Genomic DNA, 22,527 nt, shown 5'->3' on the forward strand with positions numbered 1-22,527 from the left:
GCCCACGTTTTACGGGTCGGCGCCTGCCCTTCGGGTTCGGGTCAGCTCTGGATGAAGGCGAGAAGGTCGGCGTTGACCTGCTCCTTCATCGTGATCGGCATGCCGTGCGGGCCGCCTTCGTAAATCTTGAGCTGGCCCTGCGGGAGGAGGCCCACCGAGAGCCGCGCCGAGGCATCGATCGGGACGATCTGGTCGTCCGAACCGTGGAGAACCAGCGTCGGGATCGTCATCCGCTTCAGGTCTTCGCTATAGTCGACCTCGGAAAATTCATGGACGCAGTCATATTGGCCCTTGAGGCCGCCCATCATGCCCTGCAGCCAGAAATGGTCGCGGGTGCCTTCCGAAATCGCCGCTCCGGCACGGTTGTAGCCGAAGAAGGGCGTCGTCAGATCCTTGTAGAACTGGCTGCGGTTGTCGAGCAGTGCGGCGCGGATGTCGTCGAAGGCCGCGAGCGGCGTCCCGTTGGGGTTGGTCTCGCTTTGCAGCATGACCGGCGGCACGGCGCTGATCAGAACCGCCTTGGCGACGCGGCTGGTGCCGTGACGGCCGATATAATGGGCAACTTCGCCGCCGCCCGTCGAATGGCCGACGAGAATGATGTCCCGAAGGTCGAGCGTCTCGATCAGCGCTGCGAGGTCGTCGGCATAATGGTCCATGTCGTTGCCGTCCCAGACCTGGTCGGAGCGGCCATGGCTGCGGCGATCATGCGCGATGACGCGATAACCGCGTTCGCCGAGGAACTGCATCTGGCTGTCCCAGGCATCGGCCGAGAGCGGCCAGCCATGGCAGAAAAGGACGGGCTGGCCGGCGCCGAGATCCTTGTAGTAGATCGACACGCCGTCAGGGGTCTTGATGAAGCTCATGATCCTACTCCTTGCTCATGCGCGAGAGATTTCGCGGGATTTGCGGGAGCATTTTCGGGTCGCGCGGGCACGCTTCCCATCATTCTTAGGTTTTAATTATCGCTCGGCGCGCTCAGTCGAAGATGTTCGCCGCGGGCGGGTCGCTCGCCGGAAAACTGTCTTCGAGCGCATGATCGATGCGTTCCTCGGTCACGGCACGCGGATCGGGTGCCGGCGCGGCTTCGGCGTCGGGGCGCTGGCTTGCGGTATCGGATTTCGACATGATCTGTCTCCACGGCGGACACGGCTGTGCCGCTTGCGGAGCGAAGATAGGATCGCCGCACGCCATGATGATTCACATCTTGGTATGACTGGACGGCCCTGACGCCGTGCGCAGGATCAGCGGTTGAAGCGGCTCGCCGACGCCTCGCGCGCGCCCAGCTCCTCGGCCATCCGGACGAGGTCGGCGAGCGAGTCGGCCTGCATCTTGCGGGTCATGTTTCCACGGTGGATCTTCACCGTGATCTCGCTGAGCCCGAGACGCGCGGCGATCTGCTTGTTCATCAGGCCGGCGGTCACCAGTCCCATGATTTCACGCTCGCGGTTGGTGAGCGCGTTGTAGCGCTGGCGGGTGCCGTCGAGTGCTGCGCTCGCGGCGCGCCGGACTTCGTCCTTGCGGATTGCATCCGAAACTGCTGCCAGAAGCACATCGTCGGAAAGCGGCTTGGCGAGGAAATCGAGCGCTCCCGCCCGCATGCCGCGCACGGTCATCGGGATGTCGCCATAGCCGCTCATCAGGATGACCGGCACGGGGATCTCGTTGCCGGCGAGCTCTTCCTGGAAGTCGAGGCCGTTGGCATCGCCGAGGTTGATGTCGAGAAGCAGGCACGCCGCACGATCGACGCTGTCGCACATGACGAATTCCGAGGTCGAGGCGTAGGTCTGGACCGAGAACCCCTCAGCGCGCAGCAGGCTCTCGATGCTGCCGCGGATATCGGGATCGTCGTCGAGCACGCACACGAGCGGCGGCAGCGGCGGCGCGTTTTCGGGCGCCGTCTCGGCGCCGCCGCGGTTTTGCCTGATCAGCATAACACATCCTCCAGCTTGTCGATGAGAAGGTCGCCGTCGATCGGCTTCACGAAGAAGCCGGCCACGCCCTGTTCCTTGGCGTCCTGGCGGACGACGTCGGTCGGAAAGGCCGTCATGAGGATCACCGGGAGAGACGGCCGGTCGCGCGCGATCTTCCGGTGGAGTTCAAGGCCGTTCAGCCCGGGCATATTGAAGTCGGTGAGAAGGCAATCGATGATGTCGCGGTGTGACGAGGCAAGGAAGCTTTCCGCGCTGCGAAAGCAGAACGGGCGATAGCCCGCCGATCGCAGCAGGCTCTCGATGCTGGTGCGGACATCTTCATCGTCGTCGACGACGCCCACCAATTTACTCGGCACGTCACTTCTCCTGACAGGAAGCCCCGCAACAGCAGCTGCGCGGCCCCGCCGCCATCATACCTAAGGATGATGTGGGCCCGGTATAGCATGGCTGCGGCGTCTCCCGCCCGCCTAAACCGCGACCGGGATGGTGAAGCTGATCGTTGCCCCGCCACCGGGATTGTTGGCGGCGGAAATGCGCCCGCCATGCGCCTCGACGATCGATCGCGAAATCGACAGCCCCATGCCCATTCCGTCGGGTTTCGTCGTGTAAAAGGCGTCGAACAGGGCATGCGGTTCGATCCCGACGATACCGCTGCCGCGATCCGCGACAGCGATGTGCGCCATGCCTTCCGTATCGATCGTAGCCGTAATCGATATGTCGCCACCCGGTTCGGCCCCCGCGCTCGCGTGGATCGCGTTCATGACGAGGTTCACCATGATCTGCTGGATCTGGATACGGTCGGCCGCGATGCTGATGTCCGAGGGCTCGATTTCGGTGCGGATCGTGATGCGCGCCGCGCACGCCTCGCGATCGACCAGCGCCAGCGCTTCGTCAACGAGCTCGGCGAGGGAGATCGCTTCGATCTGGGCGCTGCCCTTGCGCGCGAGGTTCCGGACCCTCGCGATGATCGTGCCCGCGCGCTCGCTGTTCGCGTCGATCCGCTCGATGCAGTTCGCCACTTCGTCAAGGTCGGGCGTGTCGCGCTTGAGCCAGCGGCGTGCCGATTTCGCATAGGTCATGATCGCCGACAGCGGCTGATTGACCTCATGGGCGATGGAGGCCGCAAGCTGACCGAGAATCGACACGCGCGACGCATGGGCGAGTTCGATCATGTTGCGTTCGAGCCGCGCGCGGTCCTCGTTTCGTTCGGTCATGTCGATGGCCATGATGAGGACGCGCGACCAGGGTTCGCCCTCGGGAACGAGTCTCACGCGCAGGACTACGTCGATCGGCTTGCCCTTGAGATTGGTTATCCGCGTCTCGACCTCGACCAAATCCTCGCCGCCTGCCAGCCGCGCGAAAAGCGTCGCAAGCGCGAGGCCGTTCGTCTCGGGATAGCGTGCGATGACATTCTTCCCGATCAATTCGCTCCGATCGGCAACGCCGAAGAGCGTCGCGGCCGCTTGGTTAGCCTCATGGATATGCGGCGTTGCCGCCACCTTCCGGAGCAGGTCCGGATTGGCGATGAGATAGGCTTCCAGATTTTCGCCATCGGGAGCGATCGTCGCGAGGAGCTGCCGCACCCCGGTCCAGTCGGTCTCCCACGCGGCGAACCCTGCGGCATCGAAAATGGCCTGGTAGCGATTTTCGGAGGCGCGACGAGCCGCATCGGCCCGGCGCTGCTCCGACAAATCGATGCTTGCCTCGATCAGCCCGTCGGGCGCGCCGGCGAGATTGCGACGGCGCACCATGCGCGTCGATACCACAAAAGGCGCGCAGTCCTTCCCCACGCCCGCCATCTCTTCGGTAAGGTCGCCGCTCTGCTCGAGCCGTTGTTTCGCGGCCTCGCGCGGGGCATCGAGCGTGATGAGGTCGTCATAGGCCCGGCCGACCGCCTCCTCCGCGGACCAGCCATAAATCCGCGCCGCGCCTTCGTTCCAGCCCGCCACGCGGTCATGACGATCGAGAACGATCACGCTGTCGTGCGTCAACGCGAGGATATTGGCCTGTTCGCTGCAAAGCTTCCTCGTGCTGAGAATGCCATAGGAAAGGATGGTGGTGACACCGATCGCGGCGAGGCTGACGCCGAGCCGGACATGCGCGGCGCCGACCGGCTCGCCCCAATGACCGGCAAGGAAGGCAATCATTGCCGCAATCGCGGCGACTATGCCGCCCAGCGCGACCATGACCGGTCTGCCGCCCCGCGTCAGCAGGATGATGCAGACCGTATATAATACGGCGATTGCCCCGCCGAGCGGGCTGAACATGTCGACCGCGAAGATGCCGATGCCGAGCGCCAATGCGAGCAGCGCGAACGCGGTTGACCCTGTAAGCCTTGTCCCCATCGGCCCCCTCCGGACGGACAGCATATGTGCTGCTGTCTGCCGCCATCGCACCGGACCCGAGCCCCGAGCAAGCGCAATCGGCGGGTCTAAACCTTCATATTAGTTACTCGCCCTCTCAACTGACCGATGATCGGCTCCTCGCAACAGCATCGGAGTCATATCATGAGCAATATTCTGATTCGCCGCCCGGGTCTGGCCTCGAGCGCCCTCCTTGCATTGGCTCTTGCCGTCGGCGCACCGGCGCATGCCGAAGAGGCTGCCAAAACTCCCTATGACATCATCAATACGGCGACCGCGGCCTCGCCGGTCACGCCCACCGCGCTGCGCGGCAATGTGACCGTGCTCGACGGAGCCGGCGGTTCGATCGTCGCGCTCGCGGGCCCGCAGGGGCTGCTGCTCGTCGACGACGGCATCGCGGTGTCGCGCGCGAAGATCGAAGAGGTGCTGACCGGCCTGCGTCCCGGTGGCCTCAACTTCGTCATCAATACGCATTGGCACTGGGACCACACCGACGGCAACGGCTGGGCGCATGAAGATGGCGCGACGATCATCGCGCATCGCAACACCGCCGCTCACCTCGATAAGTCGATCCGCGTCGTGGAATGGGGGCACACCTTCGATCCGGTGCCTGCGGGATACCGTCCGGCGATGCTCGTCGATCAAGAGAAGGTCATGACCTTCAATGGCGAGACCGTCGAAATCCGCCATTATATGCCCTCGCATACCGACGGCGACCTTTCGGTCTATTTCCGCAAGGCGAATGTTCTCGCGACCGGCGATACCTGGTGGAACGGCGTCTATCCGTTCATCGACTATGTCGCGGGCGGCAGCATCGACGGCATGATCCGTGCGGCCAACTGGAACATCGAGAAGTCCGGGGCGGAAACGATCGTCGTGCCTGGCCACGGCCCGGTCGGATCGCGCGCCGATCTCGTAGCCTTCCGGGACATGCTGGTCACGATCCGCAACCGTGTCGCGGCGTTGAAGGCACAGGGCAAGTCGCTCGACGAGACGATCGCCGCCAAGCCGTCGGCCGAATTCGACGCGAAATGGGGCGGCGGGGTGATCAACCCGGCGCTGTTCACCCAACTCGTCTACCGCGGCGTCTGAACCCTCTCTCCCCCCTGGGCGGCGACCGGAGCCGGGTCGCCGCCTTCTTTTTTCAAGCGACGAGTGGTGCGGCGATCCCTTTGATCGCCGATATTGCCGCCATGGGTTCGAGCCGAAGCTGAAGTCCGCGCTGGCCCCCATTCACATAGACATAAGGCTCGGCAAGCGCGCTCTCTTCGATCGCAGTCGGCACCTGCTTGCGCTGTCCGAAAGGGCTGATGCCGCCGACATGATAGCCGGTCAGGCGCTCGGCATCTGCCGGCGCCATCATCGCGGCCGATTTGCCGCCGAGCGCGGCGGCGAGCTTTTTCATCGACACCTCGCGATCTGACGGGACGATTACGCAGACCGGCTTGCCATCGACTTTCGCCATCAACGTCTTCAGTACCCGCCGGGGCTCCTCTCCAAGCGCTTCGGCAGCCTGGACGCCGATGCGATCCGCGCCCGGATCATAGTCGTAAGTGCGGGTCTCAAAGGCGATTCCCGCCTTTTCGAGCGCCCTCGTCGCTGGCGTGGTCCGTGCCATGCCCTCTCTCCATCAATGTGCCCACCGCGTGATTACGGTTTCTGTCGGTTGGCGCATCGGCGCCCGAACCGGGCAGCGCGGTTAGTCCAAGTCACGGTGCGGGCAAATTCGTACCTAGGTATGAATAGCGCCTCGGTCATCCGCGATGAACAATGATCGCACATCGGCCGCGCGCGGCGCGGCGGGAAGGAGCCCGACCAATGGCGCAACCCTTTGATTTTCACGGCGCGCGCGGCAACCACCTGTCGGGGCTTGTCGATCGACCCGCGGCGACACCGCGTGGATGGGCGATCTTCGCGCATTGCTTTACCTGCGGAAAGGACAGCCTTGCAGCAGTCCGGATCGCGCGCGCGCTCGCGCGGCAGGGAATCGGTGTAATGCGGTTTGACTTTGCCGGCCTCGGATCGAGCGAAGGTGCGTTCGGCGAGACACGCTTCGCGGACCATGCCGATGACCTGATAGCGGCCGGCGAGGCCATGGAAGCAGCAGGGATGCCGCCAGCTCTCCTCATCGGCCACAGCTTCGGAGGGGCGGCAGCTCTTGCCGCCGCGGGCGCGATGCCGGGGATCAAGGCGATCGCGACGATCGCAGCACCCGCAGAGGTCCGCCATGTGCTGCACGTCGTCGACCCGACAAGCCTTGAGCAGATCGATGCCGAGGGACGCGCCGACGTCCTTCTCGTCGGTCGGCACTTTTCCCTCGATCGCACCTTCGTGGCGGACGCGCGTCAGCAGGATTTGCTGCCGCGCGTCGCGACGCTGCACCGGCCGCTCCTGATTCTCCATGCCCCTCGCGACGAACTCGTCGGGATTGACAATGCTTCGGCGCTGTTCGGCGCCGCGAAGCACCCCAAGAGCTTCGTCTCGCTGGGCGAGGCGGATCATCTTCTCACCGGTCCCGGCGATGCGGAATTCGCCGCGGCCATGATTGCCGCGTGGGCGCCTCGATATTTGCCAATCCTGGAGGCCGACCTGGAAGCGCCCGACGGCGGCGGTGTTGTCGCTGAAGAAACTCTTGGTGGCAAATTTCAGCTGGCGGTGCGGAGCGGGTCGCACAACTTCTTCGCCGACGAACCGATTTCCGAAGGTGGACTGGATTCCGGGTTGGCGCCCTATGAACTGGTATCGGCAGGGCTGGCAGCTTGTACGACGATGACAATGCGTCTCTATGCCGATCGCAAGGGCTTCGGGCTTGCCAAAGCGAGGACGATCGTAATGCATGACAAGCGCAGCGGCCAAACCCCGCAAGACGTGTTCACGCGAACGATCGAGCTCGAAGGAAGTTTGTCGGAGGAGGAGCGCGAAAAGATCCTGGCGATCGCGGAGCGGTGCCCTGTAGATCTGACGCTGGTCCGCGGATCGGAAGTCGTCACACGCCTGGCCACGGGGCGATACTGACGACGCACCGACGTTCATCAGGGATGTCGGCAGACCCTCACCGGCGCCGCGTGGAGAGTATTTTCCCGCTCGGTTTGTTCCAAACTGGTCGGTCCTTCTGGCGCTCCGCAGTGGAAATTTATGGTCGAGCGATAGGCTTCGCTTTGTCGGAGTTCCTCCTGCCGTGAGAGGTGAACGCCTTGTCGATTTTGGACACGCGGTCGCAAAATGCCTCGCTGAAGCCCACAAAAATTAGGGCTAAAGCACGGGTATACTCACTAAGTATCGACACAATATGATTTTTTAACAACGGTTTAAGTTGGCCGAAAACATCTGCCGCCCCAGCCAGCCGGTGTTTTCAGAAGCGCGCTTCAGTTCTCGCGGCTTCTCAGTAAATCAACGAAAACAGTTCCTTACCTTGATATGGAATCGCAGCTCCGTTCAGGCTGTCCTCTTTCAGCCCGTCAATACCAGCCAGGGGGCGAAGAGCGAGGGCGGATGGTCGGCGTCGCTGTGGGCGAAGAATCTGTTCAACGGCAATATTGGTCGGTGGTCGCGAGCAATGCCATGTCGTGGTACGTTCCCCGAACCCGCCGCGCAGCTATGGGCTGAGGCTGGGCTTCGACTTCTGAGCCATCGCGGGAAGGGCGCGGGCGGCTATGCAGGACAAGTATCTGGGCACGACAATCGACTTCGCATCTCCCGCCGGGGAGCCGGCCCTGCTTGCCCCCGACAGCGTCCAGTGGCGCGTATACAAGAACCCGGTCGCGCTCGGCATCGGTGGTATAGCGGCGGTGCTGCTGGAATTTGCCGAGCCGCGCATCCGGACGGGCGTCTGGGATCATTCGACATACAAGGCCGATCCGATCGGTCGCTCGCGCCGCACCGGACTCGTCGCGATGCTTGCCTGCTACGGTCCGGCGAGCATGGCGAAAGAGGTCATCGGCAAGGTCAATCGCATGCACGGCGCGGTGAAGGGCGCGACCCCGGCCGGCGAAAAATATCGCGCGCTCGACCCAATCCTGCTCGATTGGGTCGCAGCCACCGCCTCCTACGGCTTCCTGACGGCCTATGATCGTTTCGTCCATCGGCTGAGCGCCGCCGACAAGGATCGCTTCATGCGCGACGGCGACGCGATCGGCCGCGAATTCGGCGCCCGGCGCCTGCCGCAGACGATCGATGCCTTCATGGCGATGATGGCGCAGCTTGCACCGCGCTTCGAACCGCACCCGATCATCTTCGAATTTCTCGACATCATCGAGTCCGGCTGCGCTGCACCGGGCGTGCCGCGCTTCCTGCACCGCGCGGTAGCCCGCGCGTCGGTGTCGCTGCTGCCCGAGTCTGTCCGGCAGCAGCTCGATCTTGGTCCTCGCTATGATCTGACGCCGATCGACCGCCTGATGCTCAGGGCCGCGGGTCGCCTTGCCGACCGGCGCATCGACCGCAATTCGCCCGCGTACCAGGCGAGTATACGGCTTGGCCTGCCCCATGATTTTCTCTTTCGATCGAACGGCGAGAAAATCCGGATGCTGGCAAATCAGAAAGTGGAGCCAGGGTCCTGACCCTGGGCGTTACCGGCCCGTCGTCGCGCGCTGCGGTCGGTTTTGGCGGCATCCGCCCATTGACCGGTGCGCGCGGGGCGTTCAGCTTCGCTTGCTGCGGCAACTCGATCAAGGTTTACCGATGGCGATTTCCATTCTCCGACGATCTTCCCTGCCCATCGGTACGCTCGGCACGGCGCTTTTGCTGCTTGCGCTCGCCGCCTGCAACGATGGTGCGCCGGGCGAAAAGGCCGCGGCGGTCGGCGCGCCGCGCCAGTGCCCCCGAATCGCGGACGCGCCCGTGAAGCTGGCGGGCGGCACCTTCGATATGGGCGAGGATGATGTGTATGACGAGGAAGGGCCGGTGCGGAGGACGACGGTCCACGGCTTCTGGATCGACCCGCACGAGGTGACGAACCGCCAGTTCGCGGCGTTCGTGAAAGCAACCGGCTATGTCACGGTGGCCGAGAAGCCCGTCGATCCCAAACAGTTCAAGGTGCCCGCCGACCGGATTCCGCCCGACATGCTGAAGCCAGGATCGGCGGTCTTCACGCCCCCCGACTTTCCATCGAACCGCTACACCGACTGGTGGAAATATGTCCCCGGCGCGAGCTGGAAAAAGCCCTATGGGCCGCAGGGCCCCGATCAGGTGCCGGACGAGCCGGTCGTCCATCTCGCGTGGGATGACATGATCGCCTACGCGAAATGGGCGGGGGGACGCATCCCGACCGAAGCCGAATGGGAATATGCCGCGAGCGCGGGGAAGCGGTCGAAGAATGTCCAGCCCGACGAGGCGAACAGCTGGCAGGGTGCCTTCCCGAACTACAATGCCGAAAGCGACGGCTTCAAGGGCGTTGCGCCCGTCGGCTGCTACAAGCCGAACGCCAACGGCCTGTACGACATGGTCGGCAATGTCTGGGAAGTGACGGCCGACTTCTTCCGTCCGGGTCACGACCCGAAGGACAGCGACGACCCGAAGGGACCCGACGAGGGCAGCGCCTATGACCCGCTCAATCCGGGGATGCCATCGCGCACGGTAAAGGGCGGCAGCTATTTATGCGCCCCAAATTACTGCCAGCGCTATCGCCCCGCCTCGCGGCAGGGGCGCGATCCCGGGATGGGCACCAGCAATGTCGGCTTCCGCCTGGTCTATGACAAGGCACCGGCCGGCTGATGCCGGGCAGGCCGGTCCGCGCGTTACTCTCGATGTCGGCGAAAGGAAGGGCGATCCGAAATACCGCGCCTTTATCCCCCGTCCGCCGCGCTTGGCGGCCGCGACGGGGGAACAGGTTGTTCGTGCACGAAAAGAACAATAGGTGAACAAAACTCCTTTGTCAACAGGGCTTGATGGCTCGCGAGCCGGTTGACGGTACCCGCACTATGCTGCCTAGCTGCAGTGAATGCCAAAAGAAGGGATGAGGAATGACGCCGCAAATCAGTTTCGATCTTACGGGGCGCGTCGCGCTCGTCACCGGCGCCTCGTCGGGTCTCGGCGCCGGCTTTGCCAAGGTGCTTGCGGCGGCCGGCGCCAAGGTGGTCCTCGCGGCGCGCCGCGCCGACCGGCTCGCCGAACAGGTGGCCGAGATCGAGGCGGCCGGCGGGGAAGCGATTGCCGTCAGCCTCGACGTTACCGACGAAGCGTCGACGAAAGCGGCTTACGACGCCGCCGAAGCCGCGTTCGGGACGGTCGACACGATCATTGCCAATGCGGGCGTCGCAACCGAAAAAATGGCGTTCGGGCTGAGCGTCGAGGAGGTTGACGGGCTGTTGGCGGCGAACGTCCGCGGCGTTTTCCTGACAGTCACCGAGGGCGCAAAGCGGCTCGACGCCGCAGGCAGCCGCGACAAGCAGAACGGGCGCATCGTCATCATCGGATCGATCACCGCGGAGAAGGTTTTTCCCGCGACCTCGGTCTATGGCGCGACCAAGGCGGCGGTGCGGCATCTCGGCAAGGCACTGGCGCGCGAATGGGCGCGGCGCGGGATCAGCGTCAATGTGATCCAGCCCGGCTATTTCGAATCCGAAATGACCGCCGCGCTCTTCGAGAGCGAGGTCGGGGCGCAGATGGTCAAGAGCTTCCCGCGTCAGCGGATGCGGCCGCCGAGCGACCTGCATGCGCCGCTGTTGATGCTCTGCTCGGACGCGGCGCTCGGGATCACCGGCACCGTGATCACCGTCGACGACGGACAGACGCTGTGAGCGGCGAACTGCTGATTGAGGCGCGGGGGGCGGTCGAGATCGCGACGCTGAACCGGCCCGAACGGCTCAATGCGCTGAACGAGGGACTGGTCGACGAACTGAACGCCTATTTCGGCGGGCTCGCCGACCGCAAGGATGTGCGCGTCGTCATCCTGCGCGGTGCGGGGCGCGGCTTTTGCGCCGGGCTCGACATCCAGGAGGATCGGTCGAGCGAGGAAACCCCGGTGCTGCGCACGCTCCGCACCCAGACGAACATCGGCAATATCTATCGCAAGATGCGTGCCTGTCCGCAGCCGATCGTCGCGCTCGGGCACGGCGCCGCGGCGGGCGGCGGATTGTCGCTGCTGCTCGCGTCCGACGTGCGCTATGCGACGCCCGATTTCCGCTGCAACGCCGCCTATATCCGCATCGGGCTTGGCGGTTGCGACATGGCGTCGAGCTATTTCCTGCCGCGCCTTGTCGGCGCCAGCCTCGCCTCGGAGATGATCCTGACCGGACGCTTTATTGATGCCGAGCGAGCCCTGCGCGCGGGACTCGTTAGCGAGATCGTCGGGCGGGACGAACTGCTGGATCGCGGGCTGGCGCTCGCCGACGAGATGCTGGCGACAAGCCCGTACGGACTGCGGCTGTCGAAGCAGGCGCTGAACCTCAATATCGACGCGCAAAGCCTCGACGCCGCGATGGCGATCGAGGACCGGCAACAGGTGATCCTCTCGGTAACCGAGGACCATCGCGAGGCGCTGGCTGCCTTCCTCGAAAAGCGCGCCCCCGAATATCGCGAACGCTAGATCGCGCCCATTGACTCCCCGATATATTGACATATCAAGTGCCAATATAAAGGCGGGGAGAGAAGCAATGGCGGTGCCTGTCCGGGCCAGAGGGGTGCCGGGTCGCAAAGGCAGGTCCGGATACGCTGCCAGTGTCGTTTCAGCTGCCCTGCTCGCGGCGGCGCCGATGGCGGTCCATGCCACTCCGGCGCCGCCGCGCCATCCCAATATCGTGATCCTGCTTGCCGACGACTGGGGGTTCAGCGACGTCGGTTCGTTCGGGGCCGAAATCGCGACCCCGAACATCGACGCGCTCGCGATGGCAGGGATGCGCTTCTCGAACTTTCACGTCGCCGGATCCTGCTCGCCGACGCGCGCGATGCTGCAGACGGGGGTGATGAATCACAGGAACGGCCTCGGCAACATGCCCGAGACGATCCCCGACGCGCATCGCGGCAAGCCCGGCTACGACACGGTGATGAATTTCCGCGTCGTGACGGTCGCGCAATTGTTGAAGGCGGCGGGATATCGCACCTACCTGACCGGAAAATGGCATCTCGGCAGCGATGCGAAGCGGTTGCCGCACGCCCGCGGCTATGATCGCGCCTATAGCCTCGCCGATGCCGGCGCCGACAATTTCGAACAGCGGCCGATCGAGGGTATGTACGCGACCGCGGCGTGGACCGAAAATGGCAAGCCCGCGACTTTGCCCAGGGATTATTATTCGTCGCGCTTCGTCGTCCAGAAGATGATCGATTATATCGAGGCCGACCGGGCAAGCGGCAAACCCTTCCTCGCCTCGGTCAATTTCCTCGCCAATCATATTCCGGTGCAGGCGCCCGACAGCGACATCGCGCGCTATGCCGCGATGTACAAGGAGGGCTGGGCCGCACTGCGCGAGGCGCGGGCGAAGCGCGCGGCGGCGCTCGGCGTCGTGCCGCACGGCGCATCGATGGTGACGATGGCCACCACGGCCGACTGGGCGAAGCTCGACGCAGAGGAACGCGCCGCGCAGGTCCGCGTGATGCAGGCCTATGGCGGCATGGCGACCGCGATGGATCGCGAAATCGGCCGACTCGTGACCCATCTCAAGGCAACGGGCGACTATGAGAATACCATCTTCGTCTTCCTGTCGGACAATGGTCCCGAGCCGACCAATCCGTTCGCGCGGACGATCAACCGGCTGTTCCTCAACAGCAAATATGACACCTCGACCGCGAATATCGGCAGGCGGGGCAGTTTCAGCGCGATCGGACCGGGCTGGGCGAGCGCATCGGCTTCGCCGCTGTCGGGCTATAAATTCACCGCGTCAGAGGGCGGGCTTCGCGTTCCGCTGATTATCGCATGGCCCGGCCATCCGCAAATTCGCGCGGGGACTATCAACGACGGCTTCGCGCACGTCACCGATATACTGCCGACCTTGCTCGATCTCGCCGGCGTGGCGGGGCCGCAGGGCACATGGGAGGGCCGGCCGGTGGAGAGCATCGTCGGACGCAGCCTGGTGCCGATGCTGGCGGGCACCGAGGGCAGCGTCCATGGCGACACGCCGCTCGGTTATGAACTGTCGGGCAATGCCGCGCTGTTCCGCGGCGATTACAAGCTGGTGCGCAACCTCGCGCCGACCGGGGACGGAATGTGGCGATTGTTCAACCTCAAGGCCGATCCCGGCGAGACGAACGACCTGTCGGCGGCGATGCCTGACCGCTTCGCCGCGATGCGCGCCGACTATGCCAGCTATGCCAAGGCGAACGGCGTGCTGGAGATGCCCGCGGGCTATACCGCCGACGAGCAGATCAACCGCTATGCGTTCGAACGGCAGGGCAAGCCGCGCCTCATTCGCTTTGCGACATGGGCGGGCGGGATCATTGTCCTGCTCGCTGCATTGCTGTGGTGGCGGCGCCGGCGGCGGCGTGTCTAGGGACCTGACCCTAGGCCAGGCTCGCGACCAGCGCTTCGACCGTCCGCTCGACCACTGCGCTCGCATCCTCGACCGAGAGTGCCTGGTCCTGCCGGATCGCGCGCCAGCTCTGGAACGACAGCGCCGAGCACAAAGCCTCGACGAAATAGCGATCGCCACTCACCTCGGCGGGCAGCAGGCGCAGCACGAACTCGCGCTCCAGCGCCACCACTTGCCCATATTGCGCCATCAGATAGGGCGATTGGTAGCGTTTGATGTTTGCGGCGAGGCGGAAGGGCAGCATCAACTCGAACACCCGCGCGCGCCGCCGCGTCAGATCGCGCAGCTTGGCGCGCCAGTCATCGCCGCGATGGGGTTCGCTGATGACCGGCCAGATGCGCTCGCCGACGATCTTCGAAATCTCGCGATAGAGCGCGTCCATATCGTCGAAGTGACGGAAAACGGTGCGCAGGCCGACGCCCGCCTCTTCGGCGACGCGCGCCGCGCTGGGGGTCAGGTCGCCGCTTTCGATAAGCGCCATCATCGCGGCGACGATCCGCTTGTGGTTCGACCGGCCGCGCTCGCGCCGGCCATCGACGCGCGGTTCGGCCGCGCCGACGATCCGTTCGATTTTGGTCCTGTCCCCCATGCCTCCTCCGCTGGACCAGCTTGAACAGCGGGTCAATGGCCGTGTTTAACCATCTTGCGCGTCCATTAATATAGTGACACATATAGTGCCATAATATTCTGAACAAGACCAGCGGGTGGGAGATGGACGGACAGGGGCTGCTCTTCGCGGCGATTTGGGGCGGCGCCTTGCTGCTTTGGCTTGCCTTTCTGGCCTTCTATGATGGCCTGCGCCGTCCGTTGCGGCGCGACGAGATCGACGCCTTCCTCGCCACGCTCGGCCCGCGCATGGACGAAACCGGCAACGACAGCGCGCAATTGCGTGCCTTCCTCGAGGCGGACGACGGACGCGAGTTCGTGATGCTCAATCTTGTGCGCACCCGCCCCGGCCCGGTCACCGATCCCGCCAGCGGCGAGACGCGCGAGGGTAGCGAGTGGCTGCGGCGCTATTCGGACCCCTTCGTGCTCGGCCTCATCGCGCGCGGCGGGCACCCGCTGTTCGTCGGGCGCAAGGTCGGCGGCTATATCGACGCGTGGAACGCCGGCGAAGACCCGGGCTGGTCGCTGGTCGGCACGATGCGATACCGCAGCCGCCGCGATCTCGTGCGCATGGCCAGCGATCCCGCGTTTCGCGCGGTGCATCCGAATAAATCGCTGGGGATCGAGAGCACATTCTCCTTCCCGACCCAGCGGCAGGTTGCTTTCTACGCCAGCCCGCGCGTGACCATGTTTCTGGCGCTGATGCTTACGGCCGCACTGCTGCACATCGCGGTTCTGACGTTCGGTTGGGGAGGGACGGCATGAAGAAAAGATGGCTGGCGCTCGGGCTGGTCGCGCTGGTCGGCGCGGGCGGCTATTGGACATTTCAGGAGAATAAATACCGTCTCCCCGGCCTTTTGCAGGACTGGCGCGATCCGGTGCAGGACAATCGTCCGGTCGTCTGGCAGCAGGGACCGAAGGCCGCGCCCGCGGGCACGCGGCCGCCGAACATCGTCCTGATCGTCGTCGACGACATGGGCTGGAACGACATAAGCCTGAACGGCGGCGGGGTCGCCGGCGGAATCGTCAAGACCCCCAACATCGACGCGATCGCGCGGCAGGGAATGAACTTCACCACCGCCTATACCGCGAACGCGACCTGCTCGCCGTCGCGCGCGGCGATGATGACGGGGCGCTATGCGACGCGCTTCGGCTTCGAATATACCGCTGTGCCCGTGCAATTTTCGGAGAACCTCGCCCATGGCGACGGCGTCGGGCCGTTGAAGGCGGTGTTCCACAAGGAGCTGATTACCCCCGACATCCCCGATTATCCGGACATGGGCGTGCCCGCGAGCGAAGTCACGATCGCCGAGGCGGTGAAGGCGGCGGGCTATCACACGATCCATATCGGCAAATGGCATCTCGGCGAGGCGCCCGGGCTGCAGCCGCAGGCGCAGGGCTTCGACGAGAGCCTTGCCATCCTTGCGGGTGGCGCGATGTTCCTGCCCGAGGACGATCCGGATACGGTGAATGCGAAACTGCCGTGGGATCCCATCGACCGCTTTATCTGGGCGAACCTCCGCCACGCGGTGACCTTCAACGGCAGCAAGCGCTTTCACCCGAAGGGGCATATGACCGACTATTTCGCCGACGAAGCGATTGCCGCCATCGAGGCGAACAGGAACCGGCCCTTCTTCATGTATCTCGCCTTCAACGCGCCGCACACGCCGCTGCAGGCGACGAAGGAGGATTATGCGAAGCTGCCGCAGATCAAGGATCACAAGACGCGCGTCTATGGCGCGATGATCGCGCAGCTCGACCGGCGGATCGGCGACGTGATGGCCAAGCTTAAGGTGGCGGGGATCGACGACAACACGCTCGTTATCTTCACCAGCGACAATGGCGGCGCCTGGTACACCGGCATCCCGAACCTCAACGCACCCTATCGCGGGTGGAAGGCGACCTTCTTCGAGGGCGGCATCCGTACCCCCTTCTTCATGCGCTGGCCGGCGAAGATCGCACCGGGATCGACGCGCGCCGACATGACGGGGCATATCGACATCTTTTCGACGATCGCCGCGGCGGCGGGCGCGAAGGTGCCGACCGACCGCGTGGTCGACAGCGAGAATATCCTCGGCGGTCCGGCGAAGCGGGCGGCGCTGTTCTGGCGCTCGGGCGATTATCGCGCGGTGCGGATGGGGGACTGGAAGTTGCAGGCGACCAAGCGGCCCGAAAAGGTGCGGCTCTATAATCTCGCCGCCGATCCGACCGAGCGGCAGGATCTTGCAGCCAGCGATCCCGCGCGCGTGGCGCAGCTTCGCGCGATGCTGGAGGCGCAGAACAAGGGGATGGCGAAGCCGATCTGGCCGGGACTCATCGAGGGGCCGGTGCGGATCGACGTGCCGCTCAACGCGCCGTGGAAGGACGGCCAGGACTATATCTACTGGACGAACTGATCGCGGATGAAGGCCGCGACCAGCGGCGCGTCTGCCGATGGCGGATTGCCCGCCGGCCGGTCGATCAGGAGCGCGTCGTCCTTTGCCAGGTGGATCGTATCGGCGCCGACGGTGACCGGGGCGGTGCCGGTCGCCAACAGCAGCAGCCTGTCCACCGCCCTCGCGCCTGACCATCGTTCGAGGATTGCCGAAGCCCTCCCGCGCCGCGTCATGATGTTGAGCGCGGAGCATGAGCCGCCAAGCGGCTCGGCGCCGACGCTGTCTTCGCCGCCGAACAACAAGGCCGGCGAGCCGGGGCGGAGCCGTTGCTCACCCCGGTCCCCGACCTCGATCCGCAAGTCACCGCGAAGCAGCAGGAAGGCGCGATCGACGCCCGGAAAGACCGAGAAGGGTCCCGCTTTCTCTATCGTCGCGATGCTCGCGCGCCACAGGAAATCGGCGTCGCCCGCGCCATCCGGAAAGACCGCGATGTCGCGCGTGACCCCGCCGCCATTCTTCCACGGCCGGGCGATGCGGTCGTTCGCGCGCAGGAGCCGGACGCCCGTCATCAGAGGATGCCGGGGAGGTCCAGACCCTTCTCGCGCGCACAGTCGAGCGCGATGTCGTAGCCGGCGTCGGCGTGGCGCATGACGCCGGTGCCGGGGTCGTTCCACAGCACGCGCTCAAGCCGCTTGGCCGCTTCGGGGGTGCCGTCGGCCACGATCACCATGCCCGAGTGCTGTGAATAGCCCATGCCGACGCCGCCGCCATGGTGGAGCGACACCCAGGTCGCGCCGCTGGCCGTGTTGAGCAGCGCGTTGAGAAGAGGCCAGTCGCTCACCGCGTCGGATCCGTCACGCATCGCCTCGGTCTCGCGGTTGGGGCTCGCGACCGATCCTGAATCCAGATGGTCGCGGCCGATCACCACCGGCGCGCTCAGTTCGCCCGACGCGACCATCTCGTTGAACGCTTGGCCCAGCCGGTGACGGTCGCCGAGCCCGACCCAGCAGATGCGCGCGGGCAGGCCCTGGAACTTGATCTTCTCGCGCGCCATGTCGAGCCAGTTGTGGAGGTGGGCGTTGTCGGGCAGCAGTTCCTTCACCTTGGCGTCGGTCCTGTAGATATCTTCCGGATCGCCCGACAGCGCCGCCCAGCGGAACGGCCCGATGCCGCGGCAGAAAAGCGGGCGGACATAGGCGGGGACGAAGCCGGGGAAGTCGAAAGCGTTTTCGACGCCCTCGTCCTTCGCCATCTGGCGGATGTTGTTGCCATAGTCGGTTGTCGGAACCCCGACCGCTTGCAGGTCGAGCATCGCCTGCACATGCACCGCCATCGACGCCTTCGCGGCCTTCGCGACCGCGGCCGGATCGCTCTCGCGCTTCGAAAACCACTCGTCTAGGGTCCAGCCGGCGGGAAAGTAGCCGTTGACCGGATCGTGCGCCGATGTCTGGTCGGTGAGCAGGTCGGGGCGGATGCCGCGGCGGACCATCTCGGGCAGAATTTCGGCGGCGTTGCCGAGCAGGCCGACCGAGATTGGCTTACCCTCTGCGTGAGATGCCTCGATAATCGCGATGGCTTCGTCGATGGATGAGGCCTGCTTGTCGAGGTAGCCGGTGCGCAGGCGCATTTCGATGCGGCTCGGCTGGCATTCGATCGCGAGACACGAAGCGCCCGCCATCACCGCGGCGAGCGGCTGCGCGCCGCCCATGCCGCCGAGGCCGGCGGTGAGCAGCCAGCGGCCCGCGAGGCTGCCGCCATAATGCTGGCGGCCCATTTCGACGAAGGTTTCGTAGGTGCCCTGAACGATGCCCTGGCTGCCGATATAGATCCAGCTCCCGGCCGTCATCTGGCCGTACATCATCAGGCCCTTCTTATCGAGCTCGTGGAAATGCTCCCAATTCGCCCATTCGGGCACGAGGTTCGAGTTGGCGAGCAGCACGCGCGGCGCATTTTCGTGCGTGCGGAAGACGCCGACGGGCTTGCCCGACTGGATCAGCAGCGTCTCGTCGCCCTCGAGCCGCTTCAGCGTCTCGACGATCTTGTCATAGCTCTCCCAGTCGCGCGCGGCGCGGCCGATGCCGCCATAGACGACGAGTTCGTGCGGCGCCTCGGCGACGTCGGGGTGCAGGTTGTTCATCAGCATTCGCATCGGCGCTTCGGTGAGCCAGCTTTTCGCGCTGATCTCGGGGCCGGTTGCGGGGCGGATCACGCGGCTGTTGTCGAGGCGGGTCATGTTTGTCCTTTCGCAAAGTCGAGGGTCGCGGCGATCACCTGCTCCAGCACCGGGCGGATCGCGGGATCGGGGTCGAGGGGCGAGGGCCAATTGGCGTGGGTGATCGCTTCGGGCTCCGCCATATAGCCGCGCTGCGCGAGCTCCATCTGGATCGCGTGGATGCCGTCGTCGGGACGGCCATAGTGACGCGTCGTCCAGCCGCCCTTGAAGCGGCCGTTGGCGACATGGCTGTGGCCGCTCGCGACGCAGATGTTCGCGACGATCGTTTCCAGCTCGGGCGCGCAGGTCGCACCGCCGTTCGTCCCGATGTTGAACTGCGGCAGTTCGCCATCGAACAGACGCGGGACATGGCTGCGGATCGAATGGGCGTCGTAGAGGACGGCTCGGCCGTGCACGGCCCGCAGGCGGTCGAGTTCGGCGGCCAGCCTATCATGATAGGGTCGGTGGTAAGAGCTCAGCCGCTGCATGATCTCGGCCTCATCCGGGGCGTCGAAGCGATAGAGCGGGTCGCCGTCGAAGGTCGTCGTCGGACACAGCTCAGTCGTTGCCTGCCCCGGATAGAGCGAGGCACCCGACGGATCGCGGTTCATATCGATCACGCTGCGCGAAATATCGGTGGCGACCAGTGTGGCGCCGAGGTCGGCGGCGAAGGCGTAGAGATCGGCGATCCACCAGTCGGTGTCGATCTGCGCGTGCCAGGGCGAGACGAATTGCTCGTCGAGACCCGCGAGATCGGTCCCGCCGTGCGGGAAGGCGATGACGAGCGGCGCGTCGCCGCGGTGGACGCGCAGCCAGTCCATCAGCCGACGCCCGGCAAGCTGGCGGGCACGGCAGCGACGAGGCTGCCGGTGCGGACCAGCGCGGTCGCGGCCTCCATGTCGGGATGGAAATGCCGGTCGTCCTCCAGCGTCGGAACGACGGCGCGAAGATGCTTATGCGCGGCTTCAAGCGCATCGCTCGATTGGAGCGGTGCGTGGAAGTCGATGCCCTGGCAAGCCGCGAGCAGTTCGATCCCGATCACCGCGCTGACATTGTCGGCCATGTCGAGCAGGCGCCGCGCGCCGTGCGCGGCCATCGACACATGGTCTTCCTGATTGGCCGAGGTCGGGATCGAATCGACGCTGGCGGGATAGGCGCGCTGCTTGTTCTCGCTGACGAGTGCGGCGGCGGTGACCTGCGGGATCATGAAGCCCGAGTTGAGGCCGGGGCGCGGGGTCAGGAAGGCAGGGAGGCCCGACAGCGCGGGGTCGACGAGCATTGCGATGCGGCGCTCGGAGATAGAGCCGATCTCGCACAGCGCCATCGCGATCATGTCGGCGGCGAAGGCGACGGGCTCGGCGTGGAAATTGCCGCCCGAGAGCGCCTCGTCGGTGTCGGCGAAGATCAGCGGATTGTCGGAAACGCCGTTCGCCTCGATGCCGAGCGTTGTCCCCGCTTGCCGCAGCAGGTCGAGCACCGCACCCATCACCTGCGGCTGGCAGCGCAGACAATAAGGGTCCTGCACGCGCGGATCGCCCTCCGCGTGCGAGGCGCGGATCGCCGATCCCGCCATCAGGGTGCGCAGCGCGTCACCGACCTCGCGCTGCCCGGCATGGCCGCGCAGCGCATGGATTCGCGCATCGAACGGCGCGTCGGACCCCTTGGCGGCCTCGGTCGAGAGCGCGCCGGTGATGAGCGCCGAACGGAAGACCGTCTCGACGCGAAACAGGCCCGCGAGCGCGTTGGCGGTCGAGAATTGCGTGCCGTTCAGCAGCGCGAGGCCTTCCTTGGGGCCGAGGTCGAGCGGAGCGAGCCCCGCCCGCGCGAGCGCATCGGCAGCGGGCAATGTCTTTCCGACGACCTCGATTTCGCCGACGCCGATCATTGCGGCGGCCATGTGCGACAGCGGCGCGAGGTCGCCGCTTGCCCCGACCGAACCCTGCGAGGGAACGACCGGCGTCAGCCCGGCGGCGAGCATCGCCTCCAGCATCGCGACCGTCTCACGCTTTACGCCCGAGGCGCCCATACCGAAGCTCGCGAGCTTCAGCGCCATCATCAGCCGGACGATTTTCGCGGGCGACGGCGCGCCGGTACCCGCTGCGTGGCTGAGCACGATATTGCGCTGGAGCGTCGCCAGATCGTCTTCGGCGATCCGCACGCTGGCGAGCTTTCCGAAGCCGGTGTTGATGCCATAGACGGGGGCGCCCTTGGCGACGATCCGCGCGACCGCGGCGGCGCTGGCGTCGATCGCTACCCATGCCCCCGTATCGAGTGCTGCGCTCGCACCCTCATAGATTGCGCGCCAGTCCGCCAGCGTCATGGCGCCGGGGGTGATTATGACCTTGCTCATTGTCCCATCCAGATTCGTGTGTGCAGCGGATTGAAACCGATCCGGCCGATCAGATCGGCAGGGCGTTCGATGTCCCAGATCGCGAGGTCGCAATGTTTGCCGACCTCCAGCGTCCCGGTCTCATTTTGCATGCCGAGCGCCGTCGCCGCGCGGCGCGTCACCCCGAGCAGGCATTCGTCGACGGTCAGCCCGAATTGCACCGCCGCCATGTTCATCGTCAGCAGGATCGAGGTGAGCGGCGAGGTGCCGGGGTTGCAGTCGGTCGCGATCGCGATCGGCACCCCGGCGGCTCGCAGCGCGGCGACAGGAGGAAGCCTGGTTTCGCGGAGGAAATAATAGGCGCCGGGCAGCAGCATCGCGACCGTCCCGGCTTCGGCCATCGCGGCGATGCCCGCGTCGTCGAGATATTCGAGGTGGTCCGCCGACAGGGCGTGATGGCGCGCGGCCAGCGCGGCGCCGTGCTGGTTCGACAACTGCTCGGCATGGAGTTTCACCGGAAGGCCATGCTTCTTCGCGGCCGCAAACACCCGCTCGGTCTGCGCCGGGGTGAAGCCGATAGTTTCGCAAAAGGCGTCGACCGCGTCAGCCAGCCCTGCGTCCGCAATCTCCGGCAACATCGTTTCGGTGACGAGGTCGATATAGCCGTCGGCGTCGCCCGCATATTCGCCCGGCAGCGCATGCGCGCCGAGGAAGGTCGTGCGCACCGTCACCGGTCTTACCTCGCCGAGGATGCGCGCGGCGCGGAGCATCTTCGCCTCGTCGTCGACCGACAGGCCGTATCCCGACTTGATCTCGATCGTCGTGACGCCCTCGGCGATCAGCGCGTCGAGACGGGGGAGGGCGCTCGCGACAAGTTCGGCCTCGCTCGCCGCGCGCGTGGCGTGGACGGTCGACACGATACCGCCGCCCGCACGGGCGATCTCTTCGTAGGAGGCGCCCTTCTGGCGTAGCTCGAACTCGGCGATGCGGTCACCGGCGAAGACCAGATGCGTGTGCGGATCGATCAGCCCGGGGGTGATCCAGCGCCCCTCGCAATCGATCGTCTCGCGCGCCGCCGGCGCATCGACCATCGACCCGGCGTAGGTGATCGTCCCTGCCGCCATACCGACCGCACCATGCTCGATGACGCCGAGGCCGGGCACGCCACCCTGCATCGTCGCGAGCCGGGCGTTGGTCCAGAGCCTTTCGCACTTCATGCCAGCCTCTCCTGCTTGCTGACGGCGACTCAATTA

At 65.5% G+C, this 22,527-nt stretch carries 21 protein-coding genes; 9 read left to right on the forward strand and 12 right to left on the reverse strand.

Annotated elements, in window-relative coordinates; all coding sequences use genetic code 11:
- Positions 1–41: 41 nt before the first annotated feature.
- From QOL68_RS09485 to QOL68_RS09505, 5 genes are all read right to left on the reverse strand, one after another.
- Positions 42–863, reverse strand: a complete 822-nt coding sequence (locus QOL68_RS09485; protein WP_282948625.1) for an alpha/beta fold hydrolase — start codon at positions 861–863, stop codon at positions 42–44.
- 112 nt (positions 864–975) lie between these two features.
- Positions 976–1,125, reverse strand: coding sequence for a hypothetical protein (locus tag QOL68_RS09490; RefSeq protein WP_282948623.1), 150 nt, complete (start codon positions 1,123–1,125; stop codon positions 976–978).
- Between the two features lie 116 nt (positions 1,126–1,241).
- On the reverse strand, positions 1,242–1,931 hold the full coding sequence (locus QOL68_RS09495) for a response regulator transcription factor (protein WP_082657649.1): 690 nt from the start codon (positions 1,929–1,931) through the stop codon (positions 1,242–1,244).
- A complete protein-coding gene (locus QOL68_RS09500; protein ID WP_282948621.1) occupies positions 1,925–2,287 on the reverse strand; it encodes a response regulator transcription factor in 363 nt (120 codons plus the stop codon). The genes QOL68_RS09495 and QOL68_RS09500 overlap by 7 nt, the downstream gene beginning before the upstream one ends.
- Before the next feature lie 111 nt (positions 2,288–2,398).
- Complete coding sequence (locus tag QOL68_RS09505; RefSeq protein WP_282948619.1) at positions 2,399–4,276, reverse strand: PAS domain-containing sensor histidine kinase; 1,878 nt, start codon at positions 4,274–4,276, stop codon at positions 2,399–2,401.
- A gap of 162 nt (positions 4,277–4,438) precedes the next feature.
- On the opposite strand from QOL68_RS09505, the gene QOL68_RS09510 reads away from it, so the two are divergent.
- Positions 4,439–5,386 (forward strand): MBL fold metallo-hydrolase, encoded by a 948-nt coding sequence (locus tag QOL68_RS09510; protein WP_282948617.1) that lies wholly within the window; start codon positions 4,439–4,441, stop codon positions 5,384–5,386.
- A 52-nt stretch (positions 5,387–5,438) separates the two neighbouring features.
- Here QOL68_RS09510 and ybaK read toward each other — a convergent pair whose 3' ends face one another.
- Entirely contained in the window at positions 5,439–5,912 is a 474-nt protein-coding gene (gene ybaK, locus QOL68_RS09515; RefSeq protein ID WP_282948616.1) for a Cys-tRNA(Pro) deacylase, read from the reverse strand.
- Between the two features lie 200 nt (positions 5,913–6,112).
- Between ybaK and QOL68_RS09520 the strand changes: the two genes are divergently transcribed.
- From QOL68_RS09520 to QOL68_RS09545, 6 genes are all read left to right on the forward strand, one after another.
- Positions 6,113–7,309: a bifunctional alpha/beta hydrolase/OsmC family protein gene (locus QOL68_RS09520; protein ID WP_282948615.1), complete on the forward strand. Its 1,197-nt coding sequence runs from the start codon at positions 6,113–6,115 to the stop codon at positions 7,307–7,309.
- A 638-nt stretch (positions 7,310–7,947) separates the two neighbouring features.
- Positions 7,948–8,850 carry an oxygenase MpaB family protein gene (locus QOL68_RS09525; protein WP_282948613.1) on the forward strand — a complete coding sequence of 301 codons (903 nt, stop codon included), beginning with the start codon at positions 7,948–7,950 and terminating at the stop codon, positions 8,848–8,850.
- A 121-nt stretch (positions 8,851–8,971) separates the two neighbouring features.
- Positions 8,972–10,003: a formylglycine-generating enzyme family protein gene (locus tag QOL68_RS09530; protein ID WP_282948611.1), complete on the forward strand. Its 1,032-nt coding sequence runs from the start codon at positions 8,972–8,974 to the stop codon at positions 10,001–10,003.
- Between the two features lie 248 nt (positions 10,004–10,251).
- Complete coding sequence (locus QOL68_RS09535; RefSeq protein ID WP_282948609.1) at positions 10,252–11,028, forward strand: SDR family NAD(P)-dependent oxidoreductase; 777 nt, start codon at positions 10,252–10,254, stop codon at positions 11,026–11,028.
- Positions 11,025–11,816 (forward strand): enoyl-CoA hydratase/isomerase family protein, encoded by a 792-nt coding sequence (locus QOL68_RS09540; RefSeq protein ID WP_282948608.1) that lies wholly within the window; start codon positions 11,025–11,027, stop codon positions 11,814–11,816. Before QOL68_RS09535 ends, QOL68_RS09540 begins: the two co-directional genes overlap by 4 nt.
- Before the next feature lie 166 nt (positions 11,817–11,982).
- Positions 11,983–13,713 (forward strand): arylsulfatase, encoded by a 1,731-nt coding sequence (locus QOL68_RS09545; protein WP_282948606.1) that lies wholly within the window; start codon positions 11,983–11,985, stop codon positions 13,711–13,713.
- Between the two features lie 10 nt (positions 13,714–13,723).
- Here the strand turns inward: QOL68_RS09545 and QOL68_RS09550 are convergent, their stop codons facing one another.
- Positions 13,724–14,341: a TetR/AcrR family transcriptional regulator gene (locus tag QOL68_RS09550; protein WP_282948604.1), complete on the reverse strand. Its 618-nt coding sequence runs from the start codon at positions 14,339–14,341 to the stop codon at positions 13,724–13,726.
- A gap of 122 nt (positions 14,342–14,463) precedes the next feature.
- On the opposite strand from QOL68_RS09550, the gene QOL68_RS09555 reads away from it, so the two are divergent.
- The gene (locus QOL68_RS09555; protein WP_282948602.1) at positions 14,464–15,123 is read left to right on the forward strand and encodes a hypothetical protein; all 660 of its coding nucleotides are present in this window, start codon (positions 14,464–14,466) and stop codon (positions 15,121–15,123) included.
- Positions 15,120–16,754: a sulfatase-like hydrolase/transferase gene (locus QOL68_RS09560; protein ID WP_282948600.1), complete on the forward strand. Its 1,635-nt coding sequence runs from the start codon at positions 15,120–15,122 to the stop codon at positions 16,752–16,754. Before QOL68_RS09555 ends, QOL68_RS09560 begins: the two co-directional genes overlap by 4 nt.
- On the opposite strand, the gene QOL68_RS09565 is transcribed toward QOL68_RS09560, so the two are convergent.
- From QOL68_RS09565 to hutI, 5 genes are read right to left on the reverse strand one after another with little or no spacing between them, the layout of a single operon-like run.
- The gene (locus QOL68_RS09565; RefSeq protein ID WP_282948599.1) at positions 16,739–17,302 is read right to left on the reverse strand and encodes a HutD/Ves family protein; all 564 of its coding nucleotides are present in this window, start codon (positions 17,300–17,302) and stop codon (positions 16,739–16,741) included. The genes QOL68_RS09560 and QOL68_RS09565 overlap by 16 nt on opposite strands.
- The gene (hutU, locus tag QOL68_RS09570; RefSeq protein ID WP_282948597.1) at positions 17,302–18,966 is read right to left on the reverse strand and encodes a urocanate hydratase; all 1,665 of its coding nucleotides are present in this window, start codon (positions 18,964–18,966) and stop codon (positions 17,302–17,304) included. The genes QOL68_RS09565 and hutU overlap by 1 nt, the downstream gene beginning before the upstream one ends.
- The gene (gene hutG / locus QOL68_RS09575; protein WP_282948596.1) at positions 18,963–19,766 is read right to left on the reverse strand and encodes an N-formylglutamate deformylase; all 804 of its coding nucleotides are present in this window, start codon (positions 19,764–19,766) and stop codon (positions 18,963–18,965) included. The genes hutU and hutG overlap by 4 nt, the downstream gene beginning before the upstream one ends.
- Positions 19,766–21,295 (reverse strand): histidine ammonia-lyase, encoded by a 1,530-nt coding sequence (gene hutH, locus QOL68_RS09580; protein ID WP_282948595.1) that lies wholly within the window; start codon positions 21,293–21,295, stop codon positions 19,766–19,768. The genes hutG and hutH overlap by 1 nt, the downstream gene beginning before the upstream one ends.
- On the reverse strand, positions 21,292–22,491 hold the full coding sequence (gene hutI, locus QOL68_RS09585) for an imidazolonepropionase (protein WP_282948594.1): 1,200 nt from the start codon (positions 22,489–22,491) through the stop codon (positions 21,292–21,294). Before hutI ends, hutH begins: the two co-directional genes overlap by 4 nt.
- Positions 22,492–22,527: the final 36 nt, after the last annotated feature.

It is taken from the genome of Sphingopyxis sp. Geo25 (genome assembly GCF_949769135.1).
Lineage (GTDB): Bacteria > Pseudomonadota > Alphaproteobacteria > Sphingomonadales > Sphingomonadaceae > Sphingopyxis.